Genomic DNA, 23726 nt, shown 5'->3' with positions numbered 1-23726 from the left:
TTATTGCAATGGCCAAAGTCTTAATACAAAAAGGAACGTTCAACATGAGAAAAACAATTTTATTAACCGGTGCCACCGACGGTATTGGCCTAGAGACCGCTAAAATGTTGTTAGCGCAAGGGCATACTGTATTATTACACGGGCGCAACCAAGACAAGTTAAATACCGTACAAGCAAGCTTAAACGCTGATTACCCGCAAGCAAGCACAGCCACCTACATTGCCGATTTAAGCGATATGGCGCAAGTAAACACCTTGGCTCAGTCAGTGTTAGCCGACTTACAAAACGCGAATAAAATACTTGATGTAGTTATTAATAACGCCGGTGTTTATAAATTGGCAAATATCACTACTGTAGATGGGCTAGATGCACGGTTTGCAGTTAATACGTTAGCGCCTTATTTACTTACTAAAGCGTTACTGCCTGTAATGAACACGCAATCACGTGTGATTAATGTGTCATCGGCTGCACAAACCAGCGTTAACTTTGACTCGTTAGTGGGCAAAAAGCCACTATCAGATAGCGCAGCCTACGCGCAAAGCAAATTGGCTATTACTATGTGGTCGCGTCATTTAGGTTTAGCACTTAAAGGTAACGGGCCGTTAGTTGTTGCGGTAAACCCTAAGTCGTTACTAGGTAGTAAAATGGTAAAAGATGCCTACGGGCTTGCTGGTGGCGACTTAAAACTAGGCGCTGATATTTTTTGCCGCGCTGCATTAAGTGACGAATTTAAAGATGCCACTGGCCTTTATTTCGATAACGATGCAGAGCGCTTTGCACCGCCACATCCAGATGCGCTTAACCCTGCTAAAAATCAGCAGTTAGTTGATACGTTAGATAGCCTGCTTGCTCAGCTAAATGCTGATAGCTAGTAGCAATTTAACGCGAAAAGATTTTACTCATGCCTTATAAGGCCTAGTTGTTTTTTATAAAGCCGATATGTGCTTTAAATGTTTTACCCTTTGTTGATCGTCAAAGAGTTCACCTAACGGTGAACTCTTTTTTTTGCGTGCAACATTACTCTTGTTGTAAACGCTCGTACAACCAATCTTTTAATTCTGAACGCTCATGTTTTAGTTGATTCATTTGCTCATCGCTAATGGGCGCATCTTTAAGCTCTAAAACACGAATTTCTTTATCTAGCTTGTCGTATTTATCTGCCTTTTTGGCAAATTCTGTGTCGCTTTTATTTAGCTCTGCAATGGTATTTAGGTACTGCGGAAAGTCATTGGTAAGTGAGTGGTCTTCGCCTAACATATTCGCTCCTTAGTAGGATAAATGAGTTACTTAAGTGAATTACTACCTTTTCATATATTACTCTGGGGCTTAGACAATAATAAATCAACCATAGTTAGCTTAAATTGGTATAGCGCAGCGACTAGTAGGATGTTGTTTAACGCCTACTTTTAAACAGTGATGGAGTGATTTTTAAACTCTATTATAAATATTATTTTGAAACTGATTGTATGTTTAGCCTTATTATCATTTGTAAAGGGGGTGTCTACAATGAAGCTTCATTACACAATTACTTATCAACAGATAACAGAGGCAATACCCATGAAAGCAATGACAATTAATAATTTTGGTGGCACTGAAGAGTTTGTAGCAGCTGAGGTTGCAAAACCACAAGTAACAGCAGGTAATGTGTTAGTTCGTATTGCCGCAACAAGCGTAAATACAATTGATATGATGATTCGTCAAATGGGTGCTGACTTACCCTTTGCTCCAAAACTACCGGGCATTTTAGGGATGGACTTTGCAGGCACCGTTGAAGCTGTTGGCGAAGGTGTAACAGAATTTGCAGTAGGTGATGAAGTATATGGTTGTGCTGGTGGCTTAGGCGATTTACCAGGTGCACTTGCTGAGTTTATTCTTGCTGATAAGCGCTTAATCGCTCACAAACCTAAAAACCTAAGCATGAAAGAAGCAGCCGCTATTCCACTTGTAGGTATTACAGCACTTGAAGGCTTAACACGTGCAAGTGTAAGTGCAGGCCAAAAAGTATTAGTACACGGCGGCGCAGGTGGTGTAGGCCATTTAGCAGTACAACTAGCTAAGCATTTTGGCGCTGATGTTTACTCAACTGGCGGTAACGCAGAGCAACTAGCACTAATAGAAAGCTTTGGCGCTACAGGCATTAACTTTAAAGATGAGACTGTAGAGCAATACGTTGAAAAGCACACTAATAATGTTGGCTTTGACATGGTATTTGACACCGTAGGTGGTGGTAACCTGACTAACTCATTTGCTGCAGCAAAGCTAAATGCACAGGTATCTACAACGCTTTCTTTATTAGAAGTAGATTTAAGCCCAGTACACTTTAAAGGGTTATCGTTAAACGTAATCTTTATGCTTATTCCAATGATCCACGACTTTAACCGTCAAGACCACGGCGACAAACTGACTAAACTTGCACAAATTGTTGAAGCAGGCGGTATGCGCCCAGTACTTGATGAGCAAGACTTTAGCTTAGAAGAAGCAGCTAAAGCGCATGACCGCTCAGCAAGTGGCCAAGCTATGGGTAAAGTTGTTATTTCTGTACAATAAATTATACCAATCCGCATAATTAAGTGATCTAATTTGAGGATGGAAAAGCGTGTTGATAGCAAGGCAAAAAATTCGCTATTTAGTTGCTCTAAATGAGAATTTTTTAACGTAGATAGCGACACGTTTAGCCCCTGAAAATGATTAAGTATTATTGCGGATTGGTATCATTACGGCCGGCATCCTCGCCGGCCTCTTTCTTTTTTATGCCCGCCTGATTAACGTTTGTACACCCTTTTTTATAACCAAATATAAACAATAGTGCTTTTATTAATCGTATATAATTACGTTTTAAAATTAGTTGTTAATATTTTAGGGTCAGAGCAAGCGTTTATATGAAAATATTCACTAATAAATTTGCCAGTAAAGCTAAGCAGTTTTATATCGGTATTGTGCTGGTAGGCTGTGTACTGTCTGCGATGGTTTATTATCAGGCAGAAACCATTGAGCGCACCTCATCGACCTTAATGGAACAACAAATTCCGGCGCTGCGCGATATTCGATTAATCGAAACCTACCTAGTAAAGCAAGAGCGCTTATTATATGAGTATTACGCAACGAGTAAGCGTGAACTTTATTTAATCGACTTTTTAGAAAACCATGTACGTATACTTGCGCTAATAAAAAACCTAGATCAAAACCACAGCACATTAGCGCTAGAAAGCAGCTTAAGTGATGAGTTTAAAAGTGGTTTAGACTTAGCACTTAAATTACACGAAAACCTATCAAGCAGCCGCACTAGTTGGGATTTAGCCAGAGAGCAACTAGAGCAACTCACCGAACTGCAAGCCCAAGTGATGGGGCACTTAACAAATGCAGAAACGGTTATTTCAAATGCGGTTGATAGCGGCTACAAAGACACCGAAAGCAACCTGCACACCACAGTCAATATTGTGTTTTTGTTTACGTTTGCCATAGTGCTGGTAAGCATTTATACAGGGCGTTACGCATCTAAATTTATAAAGCTTAGTGCCCGTAACGAGCGTTTAGCGCTATTTCCAACGCGCAACCCTAACCCAATTGTGAGTTTAAGCGCTAACCTTGAGCTTAACTACTGTAACCCTGCCGCTATTGCTATGCATAAAGCGTATGTAAGCGATAAGCACAGTACGCCCATTGCATTACTAAGCCCTAATATAAAGCAGCAACTAATAGACACTAAGCAGTCGGCTAGTCATGTTGAGCGCTTTTATACACAGCTAGATAACCATTACCTCACTTACCAAATACATTGGCTGCAAGAAATAGATGCCTTTGATATACACATACGCGATGTAACAGAGCAATTTGAGGCAGAGCGCTCATTAGAGTATTTAGCCTTTCACCACCCGTATTCAAAGTTGCCTAACCAAGCCAGTTTAGAAACATACACCAATGAGCTAATTTCGCTTGAGCAGCCTTTTAGTTTAATGCTGATTGATGTAAGCCACTTTAAGCTATTGCTTGAGCAATATGGTTTATCGGGCGCTAACGAGTGTATAAATGCCTTTGCTATGCACTTATCGCACAGCGCTAATAAATTTTCTCAGCAATTAAAAAGCAAAAACAAACTGACCTTCTACCACATTGCCGATGCAAACTTTGTGGTTATTTATACCGAGCAAGATTGCTCAACAACCCTAGATGACTTACTCAAAGGTGTACAAAGCCGTTTAAGCCAAGCTATTAGCACACCGTACGGTGAAATGCGCATGAGCTTTAACTGCGGTGTAACACGCTACCCAACTAGTAATGACTATAAAACGCTGCTACTGCACGCCAATATTGCCTTAGAAGAGGCGGTAAAACGTAATATTCCCTACGCTCATTTTGATACCGAAAGCGGAGTTAAGCACGCCCAGCAGCTGCATATTGCTCGCCGCCTTGATACCGCGATTGAAAAGCAGCAGTTTGAGCTTTATTTTCAGCCTAAAATGCACCTTAAATCGCAAACCATAAACAGCTGCGAATGTTTAATTAGGTGGTTTGATGATGGGAAATTTGTCTCTCCGGCGCAGTTTATTCCTATTGCCGAGCACAGCGGGTTTATATTGCCATTAGGCGAATGGATACTTGATAGTGCCTTTGCCCAAGCTAAAAAATGGCATCAGCAAAACTTAAATATCCGCTTGGCTATTAATATATCGGCAAGGCAATTTACACAGCAAGACTTTGTGCAAAGCATAAAACAGCGGTTGGCACATTTTAACGTGCCCGCGCATTTAATTGAGCTAGAAATTACCGAAACCGCCATTATGGACGATGAAGAGTTTGGTATTTCAGTACTGCAGGCACTGAGTGCACTGGGTATTAGCTTATCAATTGATGACTTTGGTACGGGCTATTCGTCGCTGGGTTACTTACAGCGTTTTCCGGTTAATAAATTAAAAATAGATCAGTCGTTTGTGCGCAATATGGCCACAGACACACGGGATCAGGCTTTAGTACTGAGTATTTGCCAATTAGCTAAAAACTTAGGGCTCGATATTATCGCCGAAGGTGTAGAAGAGCATGCCCAACTTGAAAAACTAAAAGAGTATAACTGCGACCTAATTCAAGGGTACTTGTTAAGCCGGCCAATACCAGCAAACGAATTTGAAGCATTTTTAGCTAAAGGCGTAAGTTTTTAAGGCGTTTTGCTAATGTATGTTGGGTAATTATTAGTGATAGAATGGCCTTATAAAAGCTTCTATCGCTCATTTTACAAGCCACACACATGAGCAAAGAGCACTACATTATTAAATAAGGTCGTTGTGTAATGCTGTTGATGATCGACAACTACGATTCGTTTACTTATAACCTAGTACAATATTTTCAGCGCTTAAACCAAGAAGTGCTGGTAAAGCGTAATGACGAAATATCTGTTGCGCAAATTAAGCAACTTAACCCCAAGCATATTGTTATTTCTCCGGGGCCTTGTACGCCAAACGAAGCGGGTGTGTCACTCAATGTCGTTGAGCAGCTAAAAGGCATTTACCCTATTTTGGGTATTTGCTTAGGGCATCAAAGTATAGCGCAAGCGCTAGGGGGCAAGGTTATACGTGCTAAGCAAGTCATGCATGGTAAAACCTCACCTATTGTTCATAATAATAAGGGGGTATTTACCGGTTTAGAAAACCCGCTTACTGTGTGTCGTTATCACTCGCTGGTGGTAGAAAAACATAGTTTACCGAGTGAATTAGCCATTACCGCATGGAGCCAAACCGAGCAAGGTGAGTTTGACGAAATTATGGGGCTACTTCACACAGAGCTTGCTCTTGAAGGCGTGCAATTTCATCCCGAGGCTATTTTAACAACTCAAGGGCTCGAATTGCTTGCTAACTTTTTATCTCGCTTCTAACCTTACAGTAACCACCGAATGGTAATACTTATACTGAATGGACTTTATGACTGAACTTGCGTCGCAAAAGCGAATAGCCTCAATGCTTGACCAGCGTGCTCACGACTTGCTGCTTGGCCATAGTTTTGCACATCAACAAATTGGCTTTATTCATACGCTGGAAATTGATTATGGCGAACCAATGAAGCAACGCACGTTATTAGAAGTAGAAGTTGCCGCACAGCATAAACGCCAGCAAAGTAGCACCGCGCATCATAAGTACCGAGCACAAGCGAGCAAACAACTTCATAAAGTAATAGAAACAGCCATATTTAAGCAATTAGAAGATATGGATGCTGTTATTCAAAACACCATAGGCATAGAAGATAACGTTGCTACCATGCTAGATATACTGGCGGTTAAGTCGGCAAGTGTTGGGCGTTTAGAGCCATTGGTAAATGATTCTAGTTGGCTTGGCCGCGAATTAGTGTCATTGGTAAACCTGCCTTACTACCGAAAGCAGCGCAGCAAAAGTACCTCAGTTAAAGTAGACAGCCCCGCACTTGCACTGCGCTATATTGGCCTTGATAACTTACAATTGGTAATTCCTACTTTTGCTATGCGCCATTGGATGCCACACAGCACAGAGCCATTTCCATTATTAAAACGCCGCCTGCGCGATGCCGCCATGGCCAATGCAATTGCGGCGCAAAAAATTGCAGAGCTTAACGATGTAAACCCCGTACATGCGTTTACACTGGGCATGCTTATAGATGTAGGGCGTATTGCCTTAGTGCGTTTGTACTTAAAAACCTTTGAACAGGTATGGCAACGCAAAGTGCAAATAGCACGCGAAGCACAGCAAAAAGATTTACACACGGCATTGATGGAGCTAAAGCCAGATCCCTTATTTTTAACCACGTTGTTAAGTAATAAGTCGCTTGAGTTAAGTGCTAAAGTTATTCGAAAAATGGCTTTTAAGTTTTTGCCGTTTAATCATGTTATGGCGCAACTTGTTCATGGTATTGAGCAAAGTAGTGATGTTTTCCCTATGAGTGAAGTCATGCTTAAAGCGCGATGCTATTCGCAGTATTTAAATCTAAAACAACACCAACTTATTGAACAAGATGAAATGCAGGCGTGGTTTTCGTATCACCAATTCACTAAAAATGAGCTAAAAGCCCTCGAAACAAGCAATTTTACCAACCTTGCTATTCAAATTGACTAAAAAGCAGCTTACTCGCTGGTCCTTATATCGGTAAATTGCCGTTGGTGGCGGCAAATTTTCATTAACTATTGAATTTTTTGTTAATTTTTTTGCGACTATTCATTCATTAACATCTCCCCAAGCACACCTCGCTTTAAGCACTTAATGTAAGGCGCGACTCACTGCGCAGGCGCATAAGTATTAAAAAATGGCATTTATTTTCTATGCAGATAGTTATTCACTATCTATGAAATAATATCCCAAGGCCTTTATTTTAAAGGCCTGCATGAAAGTTTTTAACGAGACAGCACCACAAATATCTGAAATAATGAGCGCCTGAAAATTGAACCACAAGGCAGTTTTACGCTCAACCTTTTGCTATTTAGTGCGTAAATATCTTGGTTACATTTATAACCAAACACCTATTTTGATGTTTTGTGTTGCTCACAATTAAGAGGAAAAAAAATGACAGTCAATCGCGAATTATTTGATCACGTAATGGTTCCTAACTACGCGCCTTCAAGCGTTATTCCTGTTCGAGGCGAAGGCTCTCGCGTATGGGATCAACAAGGTAAAGAATTTATCGACTTTGCCGGTGGTATTGCTGTTAACTGTCTTGGCCATTGCCATCCTGCATTAGTAGGTGCATTAAAAGAGCAAGGCGAAAAAATTTGGCACCTATCAAACGTAATGACTAACGAGCCTGCGCTGCGTTTAGCTAAAAAAATGGTCGATGCGACCTTTGCTGAAAAAGTTTACTTTGCAAACTCAGGCGCAGAAGCAAACGAAGCTGCGCTTAAATTAGCACGTCGTTTTGCACTTGATAAATTTGGTGCTGAAAAATCACAAATTATCTCATTTAACAAAGGCTTTCACGGTCGTACGTTCTTTACCGTAACGGTAGGCGGGCAGGCGGCATACTCAGATGGTTTTGGTCCTAAGCCAGGCGACATCGTACATTGTGATTACAATGACCTAGCTGCATTTGAAGCGCTAATTAGCGACAAAACATGTGCCGTAATGATGGAACCACTGCAAGGTGAGGGCGGTATTATTTCGCCAACTGACGAATTTGCACAAGGCGTTCGTGAGCTATGTACTAAACACAATGCACTGCTTATTTTTGATGAAGTACAAACAGGTGTTGGCCGTACTGGTGAGCTATACGCATACCAAGGTCTAAACGTAGTGCCTGATATTTTAACGTCAGCTAAAGCTCTTGGCGGCGGTTTCCCTATTGGCGCTATGCTAACTACTACTGAGGTTGCACAGCACTTAAAAGTAGGGACTCATGGTTCTACTTACGGTGGTAACCCACTGGCGTGTGCAGTAGCTGAAGCAGCATTTGATACTGTAAATACCCCTGAAGTACTGGCGGGCGTAAAAGAAAAAGCAGCATTATTTAACGAGCTTCTTAACGGGGTAAACGAAAAATACAACGTGTTTAGCGAAATTCGTGGCCAAGGTTTATTAATTGGTGCAGCCGTTAACGAGCAATACAAAGGCCGTGCTAAAGAGTTTTTAGTAGCAGCTACCGAGCAAGGGCTTATGTCGCTTGTAGCGGGTGCTGATGTAGTACGCTTTACGCCATCGTTAGTAATCACCGAAGCCGATATTCGCGAAGGTATGGCGCGTTTTGAAAAAGCAGTAGCAAGCGTAGTAAACGCTTAAGCGCGTTAAACCACCTTATTAAGGGCAAGCCTGCTTGCCCTGCATATTCTATTTACCGTTATTGATAAGGGAGCAAGCGGACTCATGATGATCCTTCGCCCAATCCAGCAAAATGATTACGCAGCGTTATTAAAAATTGCCCACGAATCGGGCCATGGTTTTACATCTTTGCCGTTAAACGAAGAGTTACTGCAAAAGAAAATTGACCATTCTGTAAGTTCATTTGCTAAACAAACGTCACAACCTGGTGACGAAGGCTACCTGTTTGTTCTTGAAGATACCGAAACCGGTGAAGTAGTCGGTACTTCAGCTATTGAAGCTGCAGTAGGGCTTGATGATGCGTTTTATCATTACCACTTAAGTAAAGTAATTCACTCATCACGCACGTTAGATGTATACAAAGCGGTTGATATTTTAACCCTATGTAACGACTACACCGGCGCGACAGAACTATGTACCTTATTTTTGAAAGATGGCTATCGTAAAAACTGTAACGGTAAACTTCTTTCAAAAGCGCGCTTTATGTTTATAAAACAACATGAGCAGCGTTTTGCACAAACAGTAATAGCAGAAATGCGCGGCGTGTCTGACGAGAACGGCAGCAGCCCGTTTTGGCAATGGCTAGAAGAGCACTTTTTCTCAATGGACTTTCCTACCGCCGATTACCTAACAGGTATAGGCCAAAAAGTGTTTATTGCTGAACTAATGCCAAAGTACCCAATTTACGTAAACTTGCTTAGCAAAGACGCTCAAGCGGTGATTGGTAAAGTACACGACAACACACGCCCAGCTATTGAGCTATTAAAAAATGAAGGATTTACCTTCAACGGTTACGTCGATATTTTTGATGCGGGCCCAACAGTAGAAGCAAAAGTAGATAACATTGCCACTATTCGTAATGCGAAAGACTTCAAAGTAGAAATAGGCGAAGCATCGGGCGATACCATGGTACTGCTTGCTAACGGCAAGTTAGAAGATTACCGTGCAACGGTTGCAGCGCTTAGCTTTGATGAGCGTGCAAGCAGCCTTATTTTATCGCAACAAATAGCCGATGCCCTACAGCTACAATCGGGCGACACCGTAAGCGCAACCCCAGTTTAATTAAGGAGAAAGTATAATGACTCATCCTGCACAATTTATTAATGGTCAGTGGTCACAAGGCCAAGGCAACGCATTTAATTCAGTAAACCCTGCAAATAACGACGTTATTTGGCAGGCATCTTCAGCGACTGCAGAGCAAGTAGATAGCGCGGTAAATTCGGCGCGCGAAGCATTTTACAGCTGGGCAGATAAAAGCTTTAACGAGCGCCTAGAGATAGTTAAAACCTTTGCTGCAACACTTAAAGAGCACAGCGAAGAACTTGCTGTAGCGATTGCCCAAGAAACCGGTAAACCACTGTGGGAAACGCGTACAGAAGCGGGCGCAATGGTAGGTAAAATTGCCATTTCTGAAAAAGCATTTTTAGAGCGCACTGGCGACGTTGAAAACGCTATGCCAGTAGGACGTGCGATGATCCGTCATAAACCACATGGTGTAGTTGCCGTATTTGGCCCATATAACTTCCCTGGGCACTTACCTAATGGCCACATTGTGCCAGCGCTTTTAGCTGGTAACACCGTGGTATTTAAGCCATCAGAGCTTACGCCAATGGTGGCAGAGCTTACGCTTAAACTATGGGAAAAAGCCGGTTTACCTGCCGGTGTAATTAACCTTGTTCAAGGTGAAGTAGAAACAGGTAAAGCCCTTGCTGCGCATAAAGGCATAGATGGTTTATTCTTTACAGGTTCTTCGCGAACTGGCCATATTTTACATGAGCAGTTTGCAGGCCAGCCAGGTAAAATTTTAGCGCTTGAAATGGGTGGCAATAACCCACTGATTATTAAAGATGTGGCAGATACTAAAGCCGCGGTACACGATATTATTCAATCGGCGTTTATTTCAAGCGGCCAACGTTGTACGTGTGCACGTAAAGTATTTTTACCTAAAGGCCAGCAAGGCGATGACATTTTAGCGCGCCTTATCACTGCAACTAAAGCCATTAAAGTAGGCAACTACGATGATGAAGAACAGCCATTTATGGGCTCTATGATCTCATCTGCGGCTGCAGCTGGCATGGTAAAAGCACAAAACGAGCTGGTTGAGCTTGGCGGTGAAGTACTAGTAGAGCTTGAGCACACAGCTAATACTGGTTTTGTAACACCGGGTATTATTGAGTGTTCAGCAATTAGCGACTTCCCAGATGAAGAGCACTTTGGCCCATTATTAAAAGTGTTCCGCTTTGATGACTTTGACCACGCAATTGATAAAGCAAACGATACCAGCTTTGGTTTATCAGCAGGTTTATTAAGCGACAGCGAAGCCGACTACAATCACTTTTTACGTCGTATTCGTGCCGGTATTGTTAACTGGAACCGCCCAATTACAGGTGCATCAAGTGCAGCTCCATTTGGTGGTATTGGCGCATCAGGAAATCACAGAGCAAGCGCATATTATGCAGCCGACTACTGTGCATACCCTGTTGCATCGGTAGAACTTGAAAAAGTAACGATGCCAGCAACACTAAGCCCAGGCTTAAAAATAGATTAATTACTGTTCTATTTGTAGTTATAAAGAATGAGAAAAGCAGCTTAGGCTGCTTTTTTTGTATTGGTATCGCGCAAAGCTAGTAATTAGTGGCGCTTTCTGCTTAAATCTATGCAATTAGTTATTCAAAGGTGAAAATCACAATGGTTTTAGACAGGCAAGGGTACGATGACTTGATCATGTATCTAACTCAAAATTTAGCGTTATTTGAGAAGCCAGGCGAAATCAAACCCGGTGCCCCTACCGTTATGGAACTCATAGAAGACGTAATAGCGCATAACGTTATGCTAATTTGTGAACAACATACCAATCTTAATACCGAACAACGCAGCCAAATAGTGCGCGAGGTAGACGGTATTGTTTACGACTTACAAGAAGTGCTAAGCAGCATAACCTCACAACCCGTTACGGTTGAACAACACGCATTTATAGATGAGTTTGCTGGGCTTATTAAAAACTTATTTGATAACGCGGTAACACAAACCTCTTAACGTTACCCGTTAACACAGCGCAGTATTACCTAATAACTGCGCTCCTATTACTTCTCGCCTTATTAATAACACCACTAAATTTAATCTCAGCGTTCACGTATCGTTGCAGATTGTTATACAATCAACAAAATTTTTTTAGAGATAAACACATGCAAGCAAATGTAAAATGGGTTGAAGGCGACACCTTTATTGGCCGTTCTAATTCTAATCACAATGTAGTTTTTGATGCCGGTAGCGACAGCGCTGCACCAAGTCCAATGGAAATGGTACTTATGTCGGTAGGTTGTTGCTCGTCGGTAGATGTTGTAAGTATTTTAAAAAAAGCCAAACAAGATTTTTCTGATGTGCAAGTACAACTAAGCTCAGAGCGCGCCGAAACAGCGCCTCGTGTATTTACTAAAATTAATTTACACTTTGTTGTTACAGGCAATAATGTCTCGGAAAAACACCTTGCGCGTGCGGTTTCGCTCTCTGCTGAAAAGTATTGTTCTGTTGCTTTAATGCTTGATAAAACAGTAGAAATTACCCATAGCCACGAAGTTGTGCAAGAACAGGTAAAATAACGCTTTTTCCGTGAGGAAAATTCGTATAAAATCCGCGAACTTTTCATTCTGCAGGTGCAGATTTCACTAATTTATAGGTTGGTTTATCATGAACAAACCCTTCGATAAACTTAAACTTCATGGCTTTAATAATTTAACCAAAAGTTTAAGCTTTAGTATTTACGACATTTGCTACGCAAAGACCGAGCAACAACGTAAAGAATATATTGAATATATCGACGAGCAGTACAGTGCAGATAGACTAACTGACATACTAGGTGATGTTGTTGATATTATTGGTGCTAACATTTTAAATGTGGCGCGCCAAGATTATGAACCACAAGGCGCAAGTGTGACTATTTTGGTTTCGGAAGAGCCGGTAGAAGAGCAGCAAAATTACGATGCTGACGAAGCGCCAGGTCCATTACCAGATTCTGTTGTTGCGCACCTAGATAAAAGCCACATTTGTGTACATACCTACCCAGAAGCGCACCCTGATGATGGTATTTGTACATTCCGTGCTGATATTGAAGTATCTACCTGTGGAATTATTTCGCCACTTAAAGCGTTAAACTTCTTAATTCATAGCCTTGAGTCAGACGTAGTAACCATTGACTACCGCGTACGTGGTTTTACCCGCGACGTAAACGGTGTTAAACACTACATTGACCATGCAATTAACTCGATTCAAAACTTCATGACAGAAGATACCAAAGAAGCGTACCAAATGATGGACGTGAACGTGTATCAAGAAAACCTGTTCCACACCAAAATGATGTTAAAAGAAACCGACTTAAACACTTACCTGTTCGGCCTATCTACTGATGAGCTGTCGGATGAGGAAGAAGAAGAAATTCGCTCTAAACTTACCCGCGAAATGCAGGAAATATTCTACGGTCGTAACCTACCAGACGCAGAATAAATTAGTTTAAAAGCAATTTAGTTGTATTAAAAATGGCGCTCAGTGAGCGCCATTTTTTATGGGGGTATTTATAGCAATTCGCTTAATTAAGCATGCTGTAAATAAGCGCACATACGGCCAGTGAGCCCACAGCTAGAACAAACAATGTGCTTACGCGGTTGCGGTATTTACTCAGCGCAGGCACTTTGTATACGGCAATCATTGGCATAATAAATAAAATCATCGCAATGATAGGGCCAGAGAGCTGATCCATCATGTCTAAAATGCTTGGGTTTTTAACCGCGCAAAACCAAATAGCAAAAAACATAATGAGTACGCCAATTTTGTCGGCTACTTTAGCACTTAAGCTGGTTTGCTTAGTCACCAAACCGGTAAAGCTTTCGCGTGCACCTAAAAAGTGCCCTAAAAACGATGACGTAATCGCAATAAAGGCAACCAGCGGCCCAAGGGTCGCGATATACGAGTTACTGGTGATATTAGCAAGGTAAGATAAAATCGATACGTTAGCCGCTTTAGCAGCAGCCATTTGCTCGCTAGTAAGCGAAAGCACGCAAGAAAATACAAACAGCAGTACAAATACAATAAGCAGTAAGCTAGTGCGCTTTAAAATAGCCTCAGCCTTATTAGTAGCCTGATTACCATAATGCCCACGCTGCACGTTCACAAAGCTTGAAATAGCCGCCGCATGACTAAACGAAAACACAATAATAGGAATAGATAACCACAGTGTTTTAGTAAAGCTGCCCGCCTCAGGTAGGCTCATATCAGGCATTTGCCAGCTAGGGATTAAATAGAGCGATAAGCAAAATAAAATACCTACAAGCGGATACACCAAAATAGCAAAGGCGCGCAGCATTAAGCGCTCGCCGCCCATCATTAGGCTAATCATACCGGCAACCAATACACCCGAAAGTAACACGCGAGAAGGTGACTCAAGGCCCATTTGGTTAACCATAAAGCTGTCAACGGTATTGGTTAAGCCTACGCCGTAAATAAGCAAAATGGGGAATATAGATAAAAAGTATAATAAAGAGATTAACCTGCCCGCCGTTACACCAAAGTGCTCTTCAACAACATCAGTAAAATCTGAATCTTTGCTTTTAGACGACAACACAAAGCGGGCTAAGCCACGGTGTGCTAAAAAGGTCATTGGAAAGGCTAAACACGCCATAATAATAAGCGGCCAAAAACCACCTATACCAATGTTAATAGGTAAAAATAAAATGCCTGCGCCAACAGCGGTACCAAAAAGGCTTAACGTCCACTGCGTATCGTGCAGGTTCCATTTAGAAGTAGGTGTGTGTTCACCTGTTGTTGATGCATTTGAAAGCGTTGCATCTTGTGATGGTGTCATGTGTGTGTTCATCCATTATTTAATAATAATCGCGCGCAAGAATATAGTTTTTAGCGAAAAGTTTCATGTTTTGAGGGGTTTTGTAGACTAATTAATTAGACGCCGTTGCACCAAAAGTGTCATGAATACGAAACAGCGCTGTAAAAATAAACAAATACCCGAACCAGCACAGTTGTAGGTTGGGTAGAGCGAAGCGAAACCCAACACGCCATAGCGTCATTCGAGCAGTAAAGCCAAGAGGCGACTTTATTTCTTAAACTTGCTTATTCAAAAATCTTTAATTGATATGAAGTGCAATAAGTTGGGTTTCGTTCCACTCAACCCAACCTACGGTGTTTAGGTTTACATCGAGCTGCTCGTGGCTAACAGCTCGAAGCTCTTAGCTTTTACTCTTCCACCGCACTAACAACAAAATACGGATTCAAATACTCATCTTTGGTGTTATAAATAAGCGGGCTGCCATCGAGCTTAGTGACTTTAGCGCCGGCTATTTCAGCAATAGCATGGCCAGCTCCCGTATCCCACTCACAGGTTGGGCCTAAGCGTGGGTAAATATCAGCGCTGCCTTCGGCAACTAAGCATAATTTTAGTGAGCTGCCTTTTGAGACCATTTCAACGTCGTCAAAGCGTTTTACAAACTCGGCTAAATCAGGTGATGGGTGCGAGCGACTGCCAACCACGCGGATTAACCCTTTGTTAGGTTTAGTGGTTACTTTAAGCTCAATACGCTCATCGCCTTTGTCTTTAAACGCGCCAATGTCGTTACTGGCTAAGTACGATACGCCAAGTGCGGGCGCATCAACGACAGCAAGCACAGGTTTGCCGTTTTCGATTAGGGCTATATTTACGGTAAATTCGCCGTTCTTTTTAATAAACTCTTTAGTGCCGTCGATTGGGTCTACTAACCAGTAGCTTTTCCATGTTTGACGAATGTCCCAGCTTATATCAGCGCTTTCTTCGCTAAGTATAGGTGTGTCGGGCGTGAGCTGTTTTAGCCCTGTCACAATGACTTTATGAGCTGCTAAGTCGGCGTCGGTTACTGGGCTTTCATCGGCTTTGTATTCAACGTTAAAGTCCTTTTCGTAAATCCCCATTATGGCTTGGCCTGCTTTGCGGGCAAGGATGAGGGTTTCTTCTAGTAGCTCGGTTTGGTTCATTGGGGTTAACCTATAATATGCTTTTGTTTTAGATACGTTATCAGTTGTGTAACCGATTGGTCTAGGGTGTTTTTACTGGTATCTAAAATTATTTCTGGGTTGTTGGGTACTTCGTAGCTTGAGTCGATACCGGTAAAGTGTTTAATCTCACCTGCGCGGGCTTTTTTGTATAAGCCTTTAGGGTCGCGGCTTTCGCATACATCAAGCGGGGTATCTATAAATACTTCAATAAACTCGCCGTCATCGACTAGGCTGCGCACCATGTCGCGCTCTGCTCTAAATGGCGAGATAAACGCGGTAAGCACTAATAGGCCGGCATCGGTCATTAGTTTGGCGGTTTCGCCAACGCGGCGTATGTTTTCGATGCGGTCTTCGTCGCTAAAGCCAAGGTCTTTACATAAGCCGTGACGTACGTTATCGCCATCAAGCAGGTAAGTGTGCGCACCTTGCTGGTTAAGCGCCGCTTCTAATGCGTTGGCTACGGTGCTTTTGCCAGAGCCAGAAAAACCGGTAAACCATAAAATGGCCGGTTTATGCTTTTTTTGCTCACTACGTTGTGCTTTTGTGGTTGCGTAGTTATGCCAAACAATATTTTCATCCATAGTGGTGTGTCTCTTGTACTGTAAGCGCCCGTATTAAAAAGGAAATACGAGCGGGATCAAGGTTAATACCGTGATTGAATAAATAATAGAAAGGGGCAAGCCCATTGTTATGTAATCTTTTAAGCGGTAGTTACCCGCGCTGTAAACCATAAGGTTTGTTTGATACCCAAACGGCGATATAAAACTGGCTGATGCACCAAACGCTACCGCCATAATAAAGGGTAGTGGGTCTACATTAAAACCCACTGCTAGCGAGTAAGCCACAGGAAATGAAAGCGCTGCTGCTGCATTATTAGTAATAAGCTCGGTGAATAATACGGTCATTAAAAATATGGCGATAAACGCGCCATAAGGGCCAAAATCACCTAGTACCATAAATAGGGCATCTGATATTTGCCCGGCAAGCCCGGTTTCTATCATTAATTTAGCAAGCCCTATGGCACTGCCCACAACGGCGAGTAGCTCAATGGGAAAGCGACGTTTTACTTCGCTTAGTTTAACTGTACCGCTAAGCAATAAGCCAATAAGTAACACCAGCAGGCCTTTTACTAAAGGGACTATACCTACAATGCTTAGCCCTAACACGGCGGCAAAGCCTGCCAATACAATATTAGATTGCTTAGGTTTTAGGTGTGTTTGTAAGTCAAACCCCGATATATACACAAATTCGCGGTTTAAATTAGGTAAAGAGTAAAAGTTTTTACCTGGGGCGAGTATTAAAGAATCGCCGGCTTGCAATTGCACTTGCCCAAGGCCGCCTTGTAAGCGGTCGTGCCCTCGGCGAATGGCAATAACAGCGGCATGAAACTGCTCTCTAAAACGCGCCTCTTTTACGGTTTTGCCAATAAACTTTGATGATTGGCTTACAACCACTTCAACTAAGTGTTCTATGTCCTTTTCGTGCTTGTCGTGCACCACTTTTAATCCGTCAAAGCGTCTTAATAAGGGGACCGATTTAATATCGCCAACAAACAGTAGTACGTCGTTTTGTCTAATAATTTGCTGAGGTGTTACTGCGTATATACGCTCATCGCCACGAATAATTTCGGCGAGGAATAAATCTTTTAAATCGCGTAGGCCGTTTTCTTCTACGGTGCGGCCAATAAGCTTAGAGCCTGCCTGCACTTTTCCCTCTAAGTAAAAGGGAATAACCTCTTGTGTGTTTTTGCCGTTGTCGGGCAGGTATTTGAGCATCACTAAAATAGTAATCAGGCCCACACTTAATGCGCCAATGCCCACTAAGGTAAAATCAAAAAAGCCCAGTGGCGCCATGCCTGCATCTACGGCAAAACCGTTCACTATTAAATTGGTTGATGTACCAATAAGTGTAATGGTGCCGCCTAATATAGCTGTGTACGACAGCGGTAATAGTAGCTTTGAGGGTGAATGATTTGGGTTGTCTTTTATGGCGGTGATAAGCGATGCCACAACCGCGGTATTGTTAGTAAATGACGATAAAAACGCGGTTGATAAACCAAGCTTTGTTACCGACTTTACTAAACTCCCTTTAGATAACGATTGGGAAAGCTGTTGTATGAGTGTGGTTTTTTCAATAGCGATTGAAACCAGCACTAATAGTACTAGGGTAATGAGCGATGGGTTTGCGTAGTTTACTAGCATGCTTTCAAGGTCAATCAGGCCTGTTAAATAACCCGTACCAATAGCGCTTACAAATAACCATGCTGGATTAATGCGGGTGCCAAAAAGGCACCCAACTAAGGTAAGCATAATGCCTGTTAAAACGAGCTGCTCTACCATGCTTTTATATTCCTAACAGACATTTTTATACTTACAGTTTTGAAATATCAAGCGCTTGCCAATGTGGGAAGTGCTTGCGTACTAAGCTATTAAACTCAATTTCAAAGTCGCTGAAATCGCTGTTTTGTTTTTCGCTTTTTAGTACTTGCTCAATCATACCTGCGGCAACCGTTAAGTTAGATAAACGGTCGATAAGGATAAATGAGCCAGTTTCGTGGTTGTTGTGATACTCGTCAGCTAATATTGTTTCGCTTAGTTCAAGCGTGACAATGGCAATTTCGTTTAGCTGAAGTGAATCGGCTGTGCCGTGCTCTAAAGTGTTTACATCAATGGTGAGGTCAATCTTTTTAACCACGGCTGATGTATTTTTACTACCTAGTTTAATGTTGTAGCTTTTACCTAGTACCAGCGGCTCTTCGTGCATCCACACAAGTTTAGCTTGTATAAGGTTAGTAACTGTTGCACTTGAGCTTTGCGGCACAATAACATCGCCGCGGCTAATATCAATTTCGCTATTGAGGGTAACGGTAATTGCTTGGCCGGCCTCTGCGTGATCTAGGTTGCCATTAAAGGTCACAATTTCTTTAATACTTGATGTTTTTCCCGACGGTAATACTTTTATTGCATCGCCAACTTGTAATTTACCTGATGCCAATGTGCCCTGAAAACCACGGAAGTTTAAGTTAGGGCGCACTACATATTGCACAGGCAAGCGTGCTTCAAAGCCGGTATCGGTTTCGGCCGCTGGTGAGTCTTCTAATAGCTCAAGCAATGGCCTGTCGGTGTAATAAGGCGTATGAGCAGAGCGTGTTACTACGTTGTCGCCTTTAAGCGCCGACATAGGCACAAACTTAATGTTTGATACGTTAAGTTGCTCAGCAAATTTAAGGTAGTCGGCTTTGATTTTTTCATAAACGGTTTCGTCAAAATCAACGATATCCATTTTATTAATCGCGACCACAAACTGTTTAATACCTAGCGAGTCACAAATAAAGCTATGACGCTTAGTTTGTACTTGCACACCGTAGCGAGCATCAACCAAAATAATGGCTACATCGCTTGTTGATGCGCCTGTTACCATGTTGCGTGTGTATTGCTCGTGCCCTGGGGTGTCGGCAATAATAAATTTACGCTTAGCCGTTGAAAAATAACGGTACGCTACATCAATAGTAATGCCTTGCTCGCGCTCAGCTTGTAGGCCATCTACTAGTAGCGCTAAGTCTAGCTCTTCGCCTGCGTTACCTACTTTTTCGTTATCTTTATGAAGAGCAGCTAGCTGATCTTCATAAATTTGGTGGCTGTCGTGCAGTAGGCGGCCAATCAGTGTTGATTTACCGTCATCTACGCTGCCACAGGTAAGCATACGCAATAAGCTTTTATCTTGTTGGCGTGCTAGGTAGGCGTCTATGCCAATCTCTTTTACTTCGTTAATGGTGTCGTTAGTATTGGTAGACATTAGAAATACCCCTCACGTTTTTTCTTCTCCATTGAGCCTGCTGAGTCGTGATCTATTACACGGCCTTCACGTTCAGATGACGTAGATAGCAGCATTTCTTCAATAATTTCTGTTAGGTTACTGGCTGTAGATTCAACTGCACCGGTAAGTGGGTAGCAGCCTAAAGTACGAAAACGTACCGACTTCATTTGTGGCACTTCACCCTCAGCAAGTGGCATGCGCTCATCGTCGACCATAATTAAGGTGCCGTCGCGCTCTACTACTGGGCGCTCTTTCGCTAAATAAAGCGGAACCATTTCAATGTTTTCTTGATAAATGTATTGCCAAATATCAAGTTCAGTCCAGTTAGACAGTGGGAATACACGAATGCTCTCACCTGGGTTAACTTGGCTGTTGTAAGTATTCCAAAGCTCCGGACGTTGGTTTTTAGGGTCCCAACGGTGGTGTTTATCGCGGAACGAGTAAACACGCTCTTTAGCGCGAGACTTTTCTTCATCGCGGCGTGCGCCACCAAATGCAGCATCAAAGCCGTATTTATCTAGCGCTTGCTTTAAGCCTTGGGTTTTCATTATGTCGGTATGTTTACCCGAGCCATGCTCAAACGGGCTAATACCCATTGCCATGCCTTCTGGGTTTTTGTGTACCAGCAGGTCAAAACCGTATTCTTTTGCAAGGCGATCGCGAAACTCAATCATTTCACGAAACTTCCAGTTGGTGTCTACGTGTAATAACGGAAACGGAATTTTTGCAGGGTAAAATGCTTTACGCGCTAAGTGCAAAAGTACCGATGAATCTTTACCAATAGAGTAAAGCATTACTGGGTTCTCAAACTCAGCGGCGACTTCGCGCATGATTTTGATACTTTCAGCTTCAAGTTGCTGAAGGTGAGTTAAAGCCATTGTTAGTCGTCCTACTAAAATGATTAAAAGTGATTAAGTAAAATATAATTATGTATTTGATACGCCGGTTAGCGGCTGAGCAAAGCTACTGGTTTGCTCGTTTTGGCCAAACCATGCAAGCTGCGAGTGCAGGGCGGCTACTTCGCCAATAATAAGTAATGCTGGCGATACCACACTGTTGCGCTCTATTAAATCTGCAAGCTCACCTAATTGCCCCGTAACAACACGCTGGTTTTTACGCGTGCCGTTTTCGATTATGGCAACTGGCGTATTAGCGCTACGCCCATGTTTTAAAAGCTGAGCCTGTATATGTGGCGATTTAATAACGCCCATATAAATAGCTAAAGTTTGATGCGCTTTAGCAAGCGATTGCCAATCGAGTTCTTGGCCATCTTTTTTACAATGCCCTGTTACAAACTGGATGGCTTGTGCGTGGTCGCGATGAGTAAGCGGAATACCCGCATACGCGCTACAACCAGCGGCGGCAGTTATACCCGGTACTATTTGATAATTAACGTTATTGGCAGCCAGTACTTGTACTTCTTCGCCACCACGGCCGTAAATAAATGGGTCGCCGCCTTTAATGCGGCATACTTTTTTGCCTTGCTTGGCAAAATCAACCAGCATTTGGTTGGTATCTTCTTGCGCTACACTGTGATCGCCCATACGCTTGCCTACGCAAACTAAATCGGCATCACGGCGTACTAATTCCATAATTTCATCAGACACTAAATAGTCGTATACAACGACATCGGCTTGCTGCATTAACTGCAATGCTTTAAGTGTTAAAAGCTCAGGGTCGCCTGGACCTGCACCCACTACATACACTTCGCCTTCTGGCTCGGCTTTGGCATCAAGCATTTGCTCTAGTTGTGCTTGTGCTGCATCGGTATTACCTGTTTGCACTTTGCTTACGACTGATGAATCAAACACGCCTTCCCAAAATTGGCGGCGATCGGCAAAGTGCTTAAAGCGCTGTTTTACTTTGTCTCTAAAACTGCCAACTAAAGTAGCCAGTGGGCCAATGTGTTGTGGGATTAACGTTTCGAGCTTTTCACGTAGTCGCCGAGCAAGTACTGGCGCGGTGCCTGCACTTGAAATAGCAATGGTTATTGGGTCACGGTCTACAATTGATGGGAATATAAACGTACATTTAGGTTGGTCATCAACCACATTTACAAATACATTGCGTGCGTTAGCTAGCTCAAATACATTGTTGTTTACTTCGTCTAAGTCTGTGGCTGCTATAACCAGCATTTTGCCATCAAGGTGCGACTCATCAAAATAGGCATCAATAAGCGTTACTTCATTGTTTTGTGCATGTTCTTTTAGTTCATCACAAAACCAAGGTGCCACTAAGGTTACATTTGCGCGGGCTTTTAAAAACGCGCGACATTTGCGTAATGCGACCTCTCCACCGCCAACAACCAGCACAGGTTTGTTGTCGAGTTTGGTAAAGATAGGTAAATACTGCACGTGGTTAACACCTCTAAGTAAAATCTAAAATAAAACGCTAGTGAGCAGGTGGCAGAATATAGCGCGCACTAGTAAGTAAAAAATAATTAAAACCAAGTTTATATAACCAAAAGTTATAATAGGTGGTTGTTTTAGGTTTAAGCCTTAATCTATAGGGGATTAACGCGCATTACACGCAAAATAATGTGCTTATAGTGTTTGGTTATGAGCTATAGCGAGATTACGTTAATTTGTTACTATGGGGCTAAACCTAATTTATCGCCTACTTAAAGGGATTACGTATGACTGAACAACACAACGATGCACACTTAGCTGTGTCGCTTATGGATTTAACAAGCCTAAACACCTCAGACACGGCCAGTGATATTCAGCAGCTTGTAAATAGTATTAACCCTAAATTGGGCACGCCTGCTGCAGTATGCGTTTACAGTGATTTTGTAGATGATGCAAAAATAGCATTGGCTGCGCGTGAGCTTAACCATGTAAAAGTAGCAACGGTTACAAATTTTCCTAGTGGTGATGCACCACTGAGCGATGTGATAAACGAAACACTGATAGCAATTGAGCGCGGCGCGGACGAAATAGATTTAGTGATCCCGTATAAAGCACTTATTGCTGGCGAGCACAGCAAAGTGCTTGAGTATGTAACTCAAAGCAAAAAAGCCTGTGGTACAAAAGCGCAATTAAAAATAATTATAGAAAGTGGCGAACTTAAAACTGCAGAGCTAATCACTAAAGCTACAAACTTAGCTATTCAAGGCGGGGCTGATTTTGTAAAAACCAGCACAGGTAAAGTGGCTGTAAATGCAACGCTTGACGCAACAAACGTGATGCTCAGCGCTATTAAAGAGTCGGGTAAGGTTGTTGGCTTTAAAGCCGCAGGCGGAGTTAAAACTGTTACTGATGTAAAGGAGTATTTAGCACTGACACGCTCAATTATGGGCGATGACTACTTACAGGCCGCTACATTTAGGTTTGGCGCATCAAGCTTACTAAGTGATGTATATAAAGTATTAGAAAAATAACCATTAAATTAAGCACTACGCCTTTATATAAGAGAGTAAATGATTGGCAGGCGAAACAATAATGGAATTAATTAATTAGATTTTCCTATGTGGGTATCTTTTAGGCTTGTGTTAATGATTTGCGTAAGTATAATAGGCATCCACTTTGCAGGGGCGTAGTTCCAATTGGTAGAACAGCGGTCTCCAAAACCGACGGTTGGGAGTTCGAATCTCTCCGCCCCTGCCATTTTTACTCATAAGTTGAGTAAGTCTGGGGTTAAAAATCGGTTTAAATAAGTCTGTTTTTAAGTTTAGATTTTAATGGATTAACCCTGCCGTTGTGTAGGGTTGTTGTGTCTGTAGTTAAGGTAATAATATTATGAGCACGAATGTAGAAACACCATCAAGTGCGATGGAGTCGGTAAAGTGGTTAGTAGCAATCGCGCTACTTGCAGGCGCAGTTGTTGGTAATCACATGTTTGCAGATCAGTCTGTATTACTACGTGCAATTGGCGTTGTGGTTGCTATAGCAGCAGGTTTAGGTATTGCCTCGCAAACCGCTAAAGGCCGTGACTTTTTAGCATTTGCTAAAGAAGCACGCATTGAAGTACGTAAAGTTGTTTGGCCAACGCGTCAAGAAACTACCCACACGACATTAATCGTAATGGTTGCAACAGTGATTATGGCGCTTATCCTTTGGGGATTAGATGGCATTTTATTCCGCGCTGTAGGCTTTTTAACTGGATTGGAGATCTGATCCC

Annotated in this window: 21 protein-coding genes and 1 tRNA gene; 14 read left to right on the top strand and 8 right to left on the bottom strand. The window is 42.4% G+C overall.

Annotated features, from left to right (window positions below):
* The first annotated feature begins 44 nt into the window (after positions 1–44).
* The gene (locus CWC04_RS14380; protein WP_138685758.1) at positions 45–872 is read left to right on the top strand and encodes an SDR family NAD(P)-dependent oxidoreductase; all 828 of its coding nucleotides are present in this window, start codon (positions 45–47) and stop codon (positions 870–872) included.
* 145 nt (positions 873–1017) lie between these two features.
* Here CWC04_RS14380 and CWC04_RS14375 read toward each other — a convergent pair whose 3' ends face one another.
* On the bottom strand, positions 1018–1257 hold the full coding sequence (locus CWC04_RS14375; protein ID WP_004588182.1) for an HP1242/YdcH family protein: 240 nt from the start codon (positions 1255–1257) through the stop codon (positions 1018–1020).
* Positions 1258–1557: 300 nt separating this feature from the next.
* Here CWC04_RS14375 and CWC04_RS14370 point away from each other — a divergent pair, with 300 nt between their 5' ends.
* The 10 genes from CWC04_RS14370 (at position 1558) to speD (ending at position 13259) form a co-directional block, all read left to right on the top strand.
* On the top strand, positions 1558–2547 hold the full coding sequence (locus CWC04_RS14370) for a zinc-dependent alcohol dehydrogenase family protein (RefSeq protein WP_138685757.1): 990 nt from the start codon (positions 1558–1560) through the stop codon (positions 2545–2547).
* 332 nt (positions 2548–2879) lie between these two features.
* Positions 2880–5153, top strand: coding sequence for a putative bifunctional diguanylate cyclase/phosphodiesterase (locus tag CWC04_RS14365; RefSeq protein ID WP_138685756.1), 2274 nt, complete (start codon positions 2880–2882; stop codon positions 5151–5153).
* Positions 5154–5281: 128 nt separating this feature from the next.
* On the top strand, positions 5282–5863 hold the full coding sequence (locus CWC04_RS14360) for an anthranilate synthase component II (RefSeq protein ID WP_138685755.1): 582 nt from the start codon (positions 5282–5284) through the stop codon (positions 5861–5863).
* A 46-nt stretch (positions 5864–5909) separates the two neighbouring features.
* Positions 5910–7070, top strand: coding sequence for an HDOD domain-containing protein (locus tag CWC04_RS14355; protein ID WP_138685754.1), 1161 nt, complete (start codon positions 5910–5912; stop codon positions 7068–7070).
* A 444-nt stretch (positions 7071–7514) separates the two neighbouring features.
* Positions 7515–8720 carry an aspartate aminotransferase family protein gene (locus tag CWC04_RS14350; protein WP_138685753.1) on the top strand — a complete coding sequence of 402 codons (1206 nt, stop codon included), beginning with the start codon at positions 7515–7517 and terminating at the stop codon, positions 8718–8720.
* An 84-nt stretch (positions 8721–8804) separates the two neighbouring features.
* Positions 8805–9821: an arginine N-succinyltransferase gene (astA, locus tag CWC04_RS14345; RefSeq protein ID WP_004588189.1), complete on the top strand. Its 1017-nt coding sequence runs from the start codon at positions 8805–8807 to the stop codon at positions 9819–9821.
* A gap of 16 nt (positions 9822–9837) precedes the next feature.
* Complete coding sequence (gene astD, locus CWC04_RS14340) at positions 9838–11307, top strand: succinylglutamate-semialdehyde dehydrogenase (RefSeq protein ID WP_054983397.1); 1470 nt, start codon at positions 9838–9840, stop codon at positions 11305–11307.
* Between the two features lie 140 nt (positions 11308–11447).
* Entirely contained in the window at positions 11448–11795 is a 348-nt protein-coding gene (locus CWC04_RS14335) for a DUF3802 family protein (RefSeq protein WP_004588191.1), read from the top strand.
* A gap of 149 nt (positions 11796–11944) precedes the next feature.
* A complete protein-coding gene (locus CWC04_RS14330; RefSeq protein ID WP_004588192.1) occupies positions 11945–12358 on the top strand; it encodes an OsmC family protein in 414 nt (137 codons plus the stop codon).
* Positions 12359–12446: 88 nt separating this feature from the next.
* Positions 12447–13259 carry an adenosylmethionine decarboxylase gene (gene speD / locus CWC04_RS14325; RefSeq protein WP_004588193.1) on the top strand — a complete coding sequence of 271 codons (813 nt, stop codon included), beginning with the start codon at positions 12447–12449 and terminating at the stop codon, positions 13257–13259.
* Positions 13260–13341: 82 nt separating this feature from the next.
* Here speD and CWC04_RS14320 read toward each other — a convergent pair whose 3' ends face one another.
* The 7 genes from CWC04_RS14320 to cysG form a co-directional block, all read right to left on the bottom strand.
* A complete protein-coding gene (locus CWC04_RS14320; protein WP_126005581.1) occupies positions 13342–14613 on the bottom strand; it encodes an aromatic amino acid transport family protein in 1272 nt (423 codons plus the stop codon).
* A 386-nt stretch (positions 14614–14999) separates the two neighbouring features.
* Positions 15000–15770 carry a 3'(2'),5'-bisphosphate nucleotidase CysQ gene (gene cysQ, locus CWC04_RS14315; protein ID WP_024032039.1) on the bottom strand — a complete coding sequence of 257 codons (771 nt, stop codon included), beginning with the start codon at positions 15768–15770 and terminating at the stop codon, positions 15000–15002.
* Between the two features lie 5 nt (positions 15771–15775).
* Positions 15776–16372, bottom strand: coding sequence for an adenylyl-sulfate kinase (gene cysC / locus CWC04_RS14310; protein WP_024032040.1), 597 nt, complete (start codon positions 16370–16372; stop codon positions 15776–15778).
* A gap of 33 nt (positions 16373–16405) precedes the next feature.
* On the bottom strand, positions 16406–18130 hold the full coding sequence (locus CWC04_RS14305; protein WP_138685752.1) for an SLC13 family permease: 1725 nt from the start codon (positions 18128–18130) through the stop codon (positions 16406–16408).
* A 31-nt stretch (positions 18131–18161) separates the two neighbouring features.
* Positions 18162–19586, bottom strand: a complete 1425-nt coding sequence (cysN, locus tag CWC04_RS14300) for a sulfate adenylyltransferase subunit CysN (protein ID WP_138685751.1) — start codon at positions 19584–19586, stop codon at positions 18162–18164.
* Positions 19586–20485, bottom strand: coding sequence for a sulfate adenylyltransferase subunit CysD (cysD, locus tag CWC04_RS14295; protein ID WP_004588199.1), 900 nt, complete (start codon positions 20483–20485; stop codon positions 19586–19588). The genes cysN and cysD overlap by 1 nt, the downstream gene beginning before the upstream one ends.
* Positions 20486–20533: 48 nt before the next feature.
* The gene (gene cysG / locus CWC04_RS14290; RefSeq protein ID WP_024032043.1) at positions 20534–21961 is read right to left on the bottom strand and encodes a siroheme synthase CysG; all 1428 of its coding nucleotides are present in this window, start codon (positions 21959–21961) and stop codon (positions 20534–20536) included.
* 281 nt (positions 21962–22242) lie between these two features.
* Here cysG and deoC point away from each other — a divergent pair, with 281 nt between their 5' ends.
* From deoC to secE, 3 genes are all read left to right on the top strand, one after another.
* Complete coding sequence (deoC, locus tag CWC04_RS14285; RefSeq protein WP_138685750.1) at positions 22243–22986, top strand: deoxyribose-phosphate aldolase; 744 nt, start codon at positions 22243–22245, stop codon at positions 22984–22986.
* 149 nt (positions 22987–23135) lie between these two features.
* A tRNA-Trp gene (locus CWC04_RS14280) sits at positions 23136–23212 on the top strand.
* Between the two features lie 132 nt (positions 23213–23344).
* Complete coding sequence (secE, locus tag CWC04_RS14275; RefSeq protein WP_004588203.1) at positions 23345–23722, top strand: preprotein translocase subunit SecE; 378 nt, start codon at positions 23345–23347, stop codon at positions 23720–23722.
* Positions 23723–23726 lie beyond the last annotated feature (4 nt).

The sequence above is a fragment of the Pseudoalteromonas sp. S2893 genome, from assembly GCF_005887105.1.
Taxonomy (GTDB): Bacteria; Pseudomonadota; Gammaproteobacteria; order Enterobacterales; family Alteromonadaceae; genus Pseudoalteromonas; species Pseudoalteromonas atlantica.
The sequence above is the reverse complement of the archived record's forward strand: the minus strand, read 5'-3'. Positions and strand labels throughout refer to the sequence as shown.

What these genes read in the sequence shown, in the direction of transcription:
- CWC04_RS14380 (WP_138685758.1), top strand. Translation starts at nt 45, where the DNA reads ATGAGAAAAACAATTTTATTAACCGGTGCCACCGACGGTATTGGCCTA.
- CWC04_RS14375 (WP_004588182.1), bottom strand. Translation starts at nt 1,257, where the DNA reads ATGTTAGGCGAAGACCACTCACTTACCAATGACTTTCCGCAGTACCTA.
- CWC04_RS14370 (WP_138685757.1), top strand. Translation starts at nt 1,558, where the DNA reads ATGAAAGCAATGACAATTAATAATTTTGGTGGCACTGAAGAGTTTGTA.
- CWC04_RS14365 (WP_138685756.1), top strand. Translation starts at nt 2,880, where the DNA reads ATGAAAATATTCACTAATAAATTTGCCAGTAAAGCTAAGCAGTTTTAT.
- CWC04_RS14360 (WP_138685755.1), top strand. Translation starts at nt 5,282, where the DNA reads ATGCTGTTGATGATCGACAACTACGATTCGTTTACTTATAACCTAGTA.
- CWC04_RS14355 (WP_138685754.1), top strand. Translation starts at nt 5,910, where the DNA reads ATGACTGAACTTGCGTCGCAAAAGCGAATAGCCTCAATGCTTGACCAG.
- CWC04_RS14350 (WP_138685753.1), top strand. Translation starts at nt 7,515, where the DNA reads ATGACAGTCAATCGCGAATTATTTGATCACGTAATGGTTCCTAACTAC.
- astA (WP_004588189.1), top strand. Translation starts at nt 8,805, where the DNA reads ATGATGATCCTTCGCCCAATCCAGCAAAATGATTACGCAGCGTTATTA.
- astD (WP_054983397.1), top strand. Translation starts at nt 9,838, where the DNA reads ATGACTCATCCTGCACAATTTATTAATGGTCAGTGGTCACAAGGCCAA.
- CWC04_RS14335 (WP_004588191.1), top strand. Translation starts at nt 11,448, where the DNA reads ATGGTTTTAGACAGGCAAGGGTACGATGACTTGATCATGTATCTAACT.
- CWC04_RS14330 (WP_004588192.1), top strand. Translation starts at nt 11,945, where the DNA reads ATGCAAGCAAATGTAAAATGGGTTGAAGGCGACACCTTTATTGGCCGT.
- speD (WP_004588193.1), top strand. Translation starts at nt 12,447, where the DNA reads ATGAACAAACCCTTCGATAAACTTAAACTTCATGGCTTTAATAATTTA.
- CWC04_RS14320 (WP_126005581.1), bottom strand. Translation starts at nt 14,613, where the DNA reads ATGACACCATCACAAGATGCAACGCTTTCAAATGCATCAACAACAGGT.
- cysQ (WP_024032039.1), bottom strand. Translation starts at nt 15,770, where the DNA reads ATGAACCAAACCGAGCTACTAGAAGAAACCCTCATCCTTGCCCGCAAA.
- cysC (WP_024032040.1), bottom strand. Translation starts at nt 16,372, where the DNA reads ATGGATGAAAATATTGTTTGGCATAACTACGCAACCACAAAAGCACAA.
- CWC04_RS14305 (WP_138685752.1), bottom strand. Translation starts at nt 18,130, where the DNA reads ATGGTAGAGCAGCTCGTTTTAACAGGCATTATGCTTACCTTAGTTGGG.
- cysN (WP_138685751.1), bottom strand. Translation starts at nt 19,586, where the DNA reads ATGTCTACCAATACTAACGACACCATTAACGAAGTAAAAGAGATTGGC.
- cysD (WP_004588199.1), bottom strand. Translation starts at nt 20,485, where the DNA reads ATGGCTTTAACTCACCTTCAGCAACTTGAAGCTGAAAGTATCAAAATC.
- deoC (WP_138685750.1), top strand. Translation starts at nt 22,243, where the DNA reads ATGACTGAACAACACAACGATGCACACTTAGCTGTGTCGCTTATGGAT.
- secE (WP_004588203.1), top strand. Translation starts at nt 23,345, where the DNA reads ATGAGCACGAATGTAGAAACACCATCAAGTGCGATGGAGTCGGTAAAG.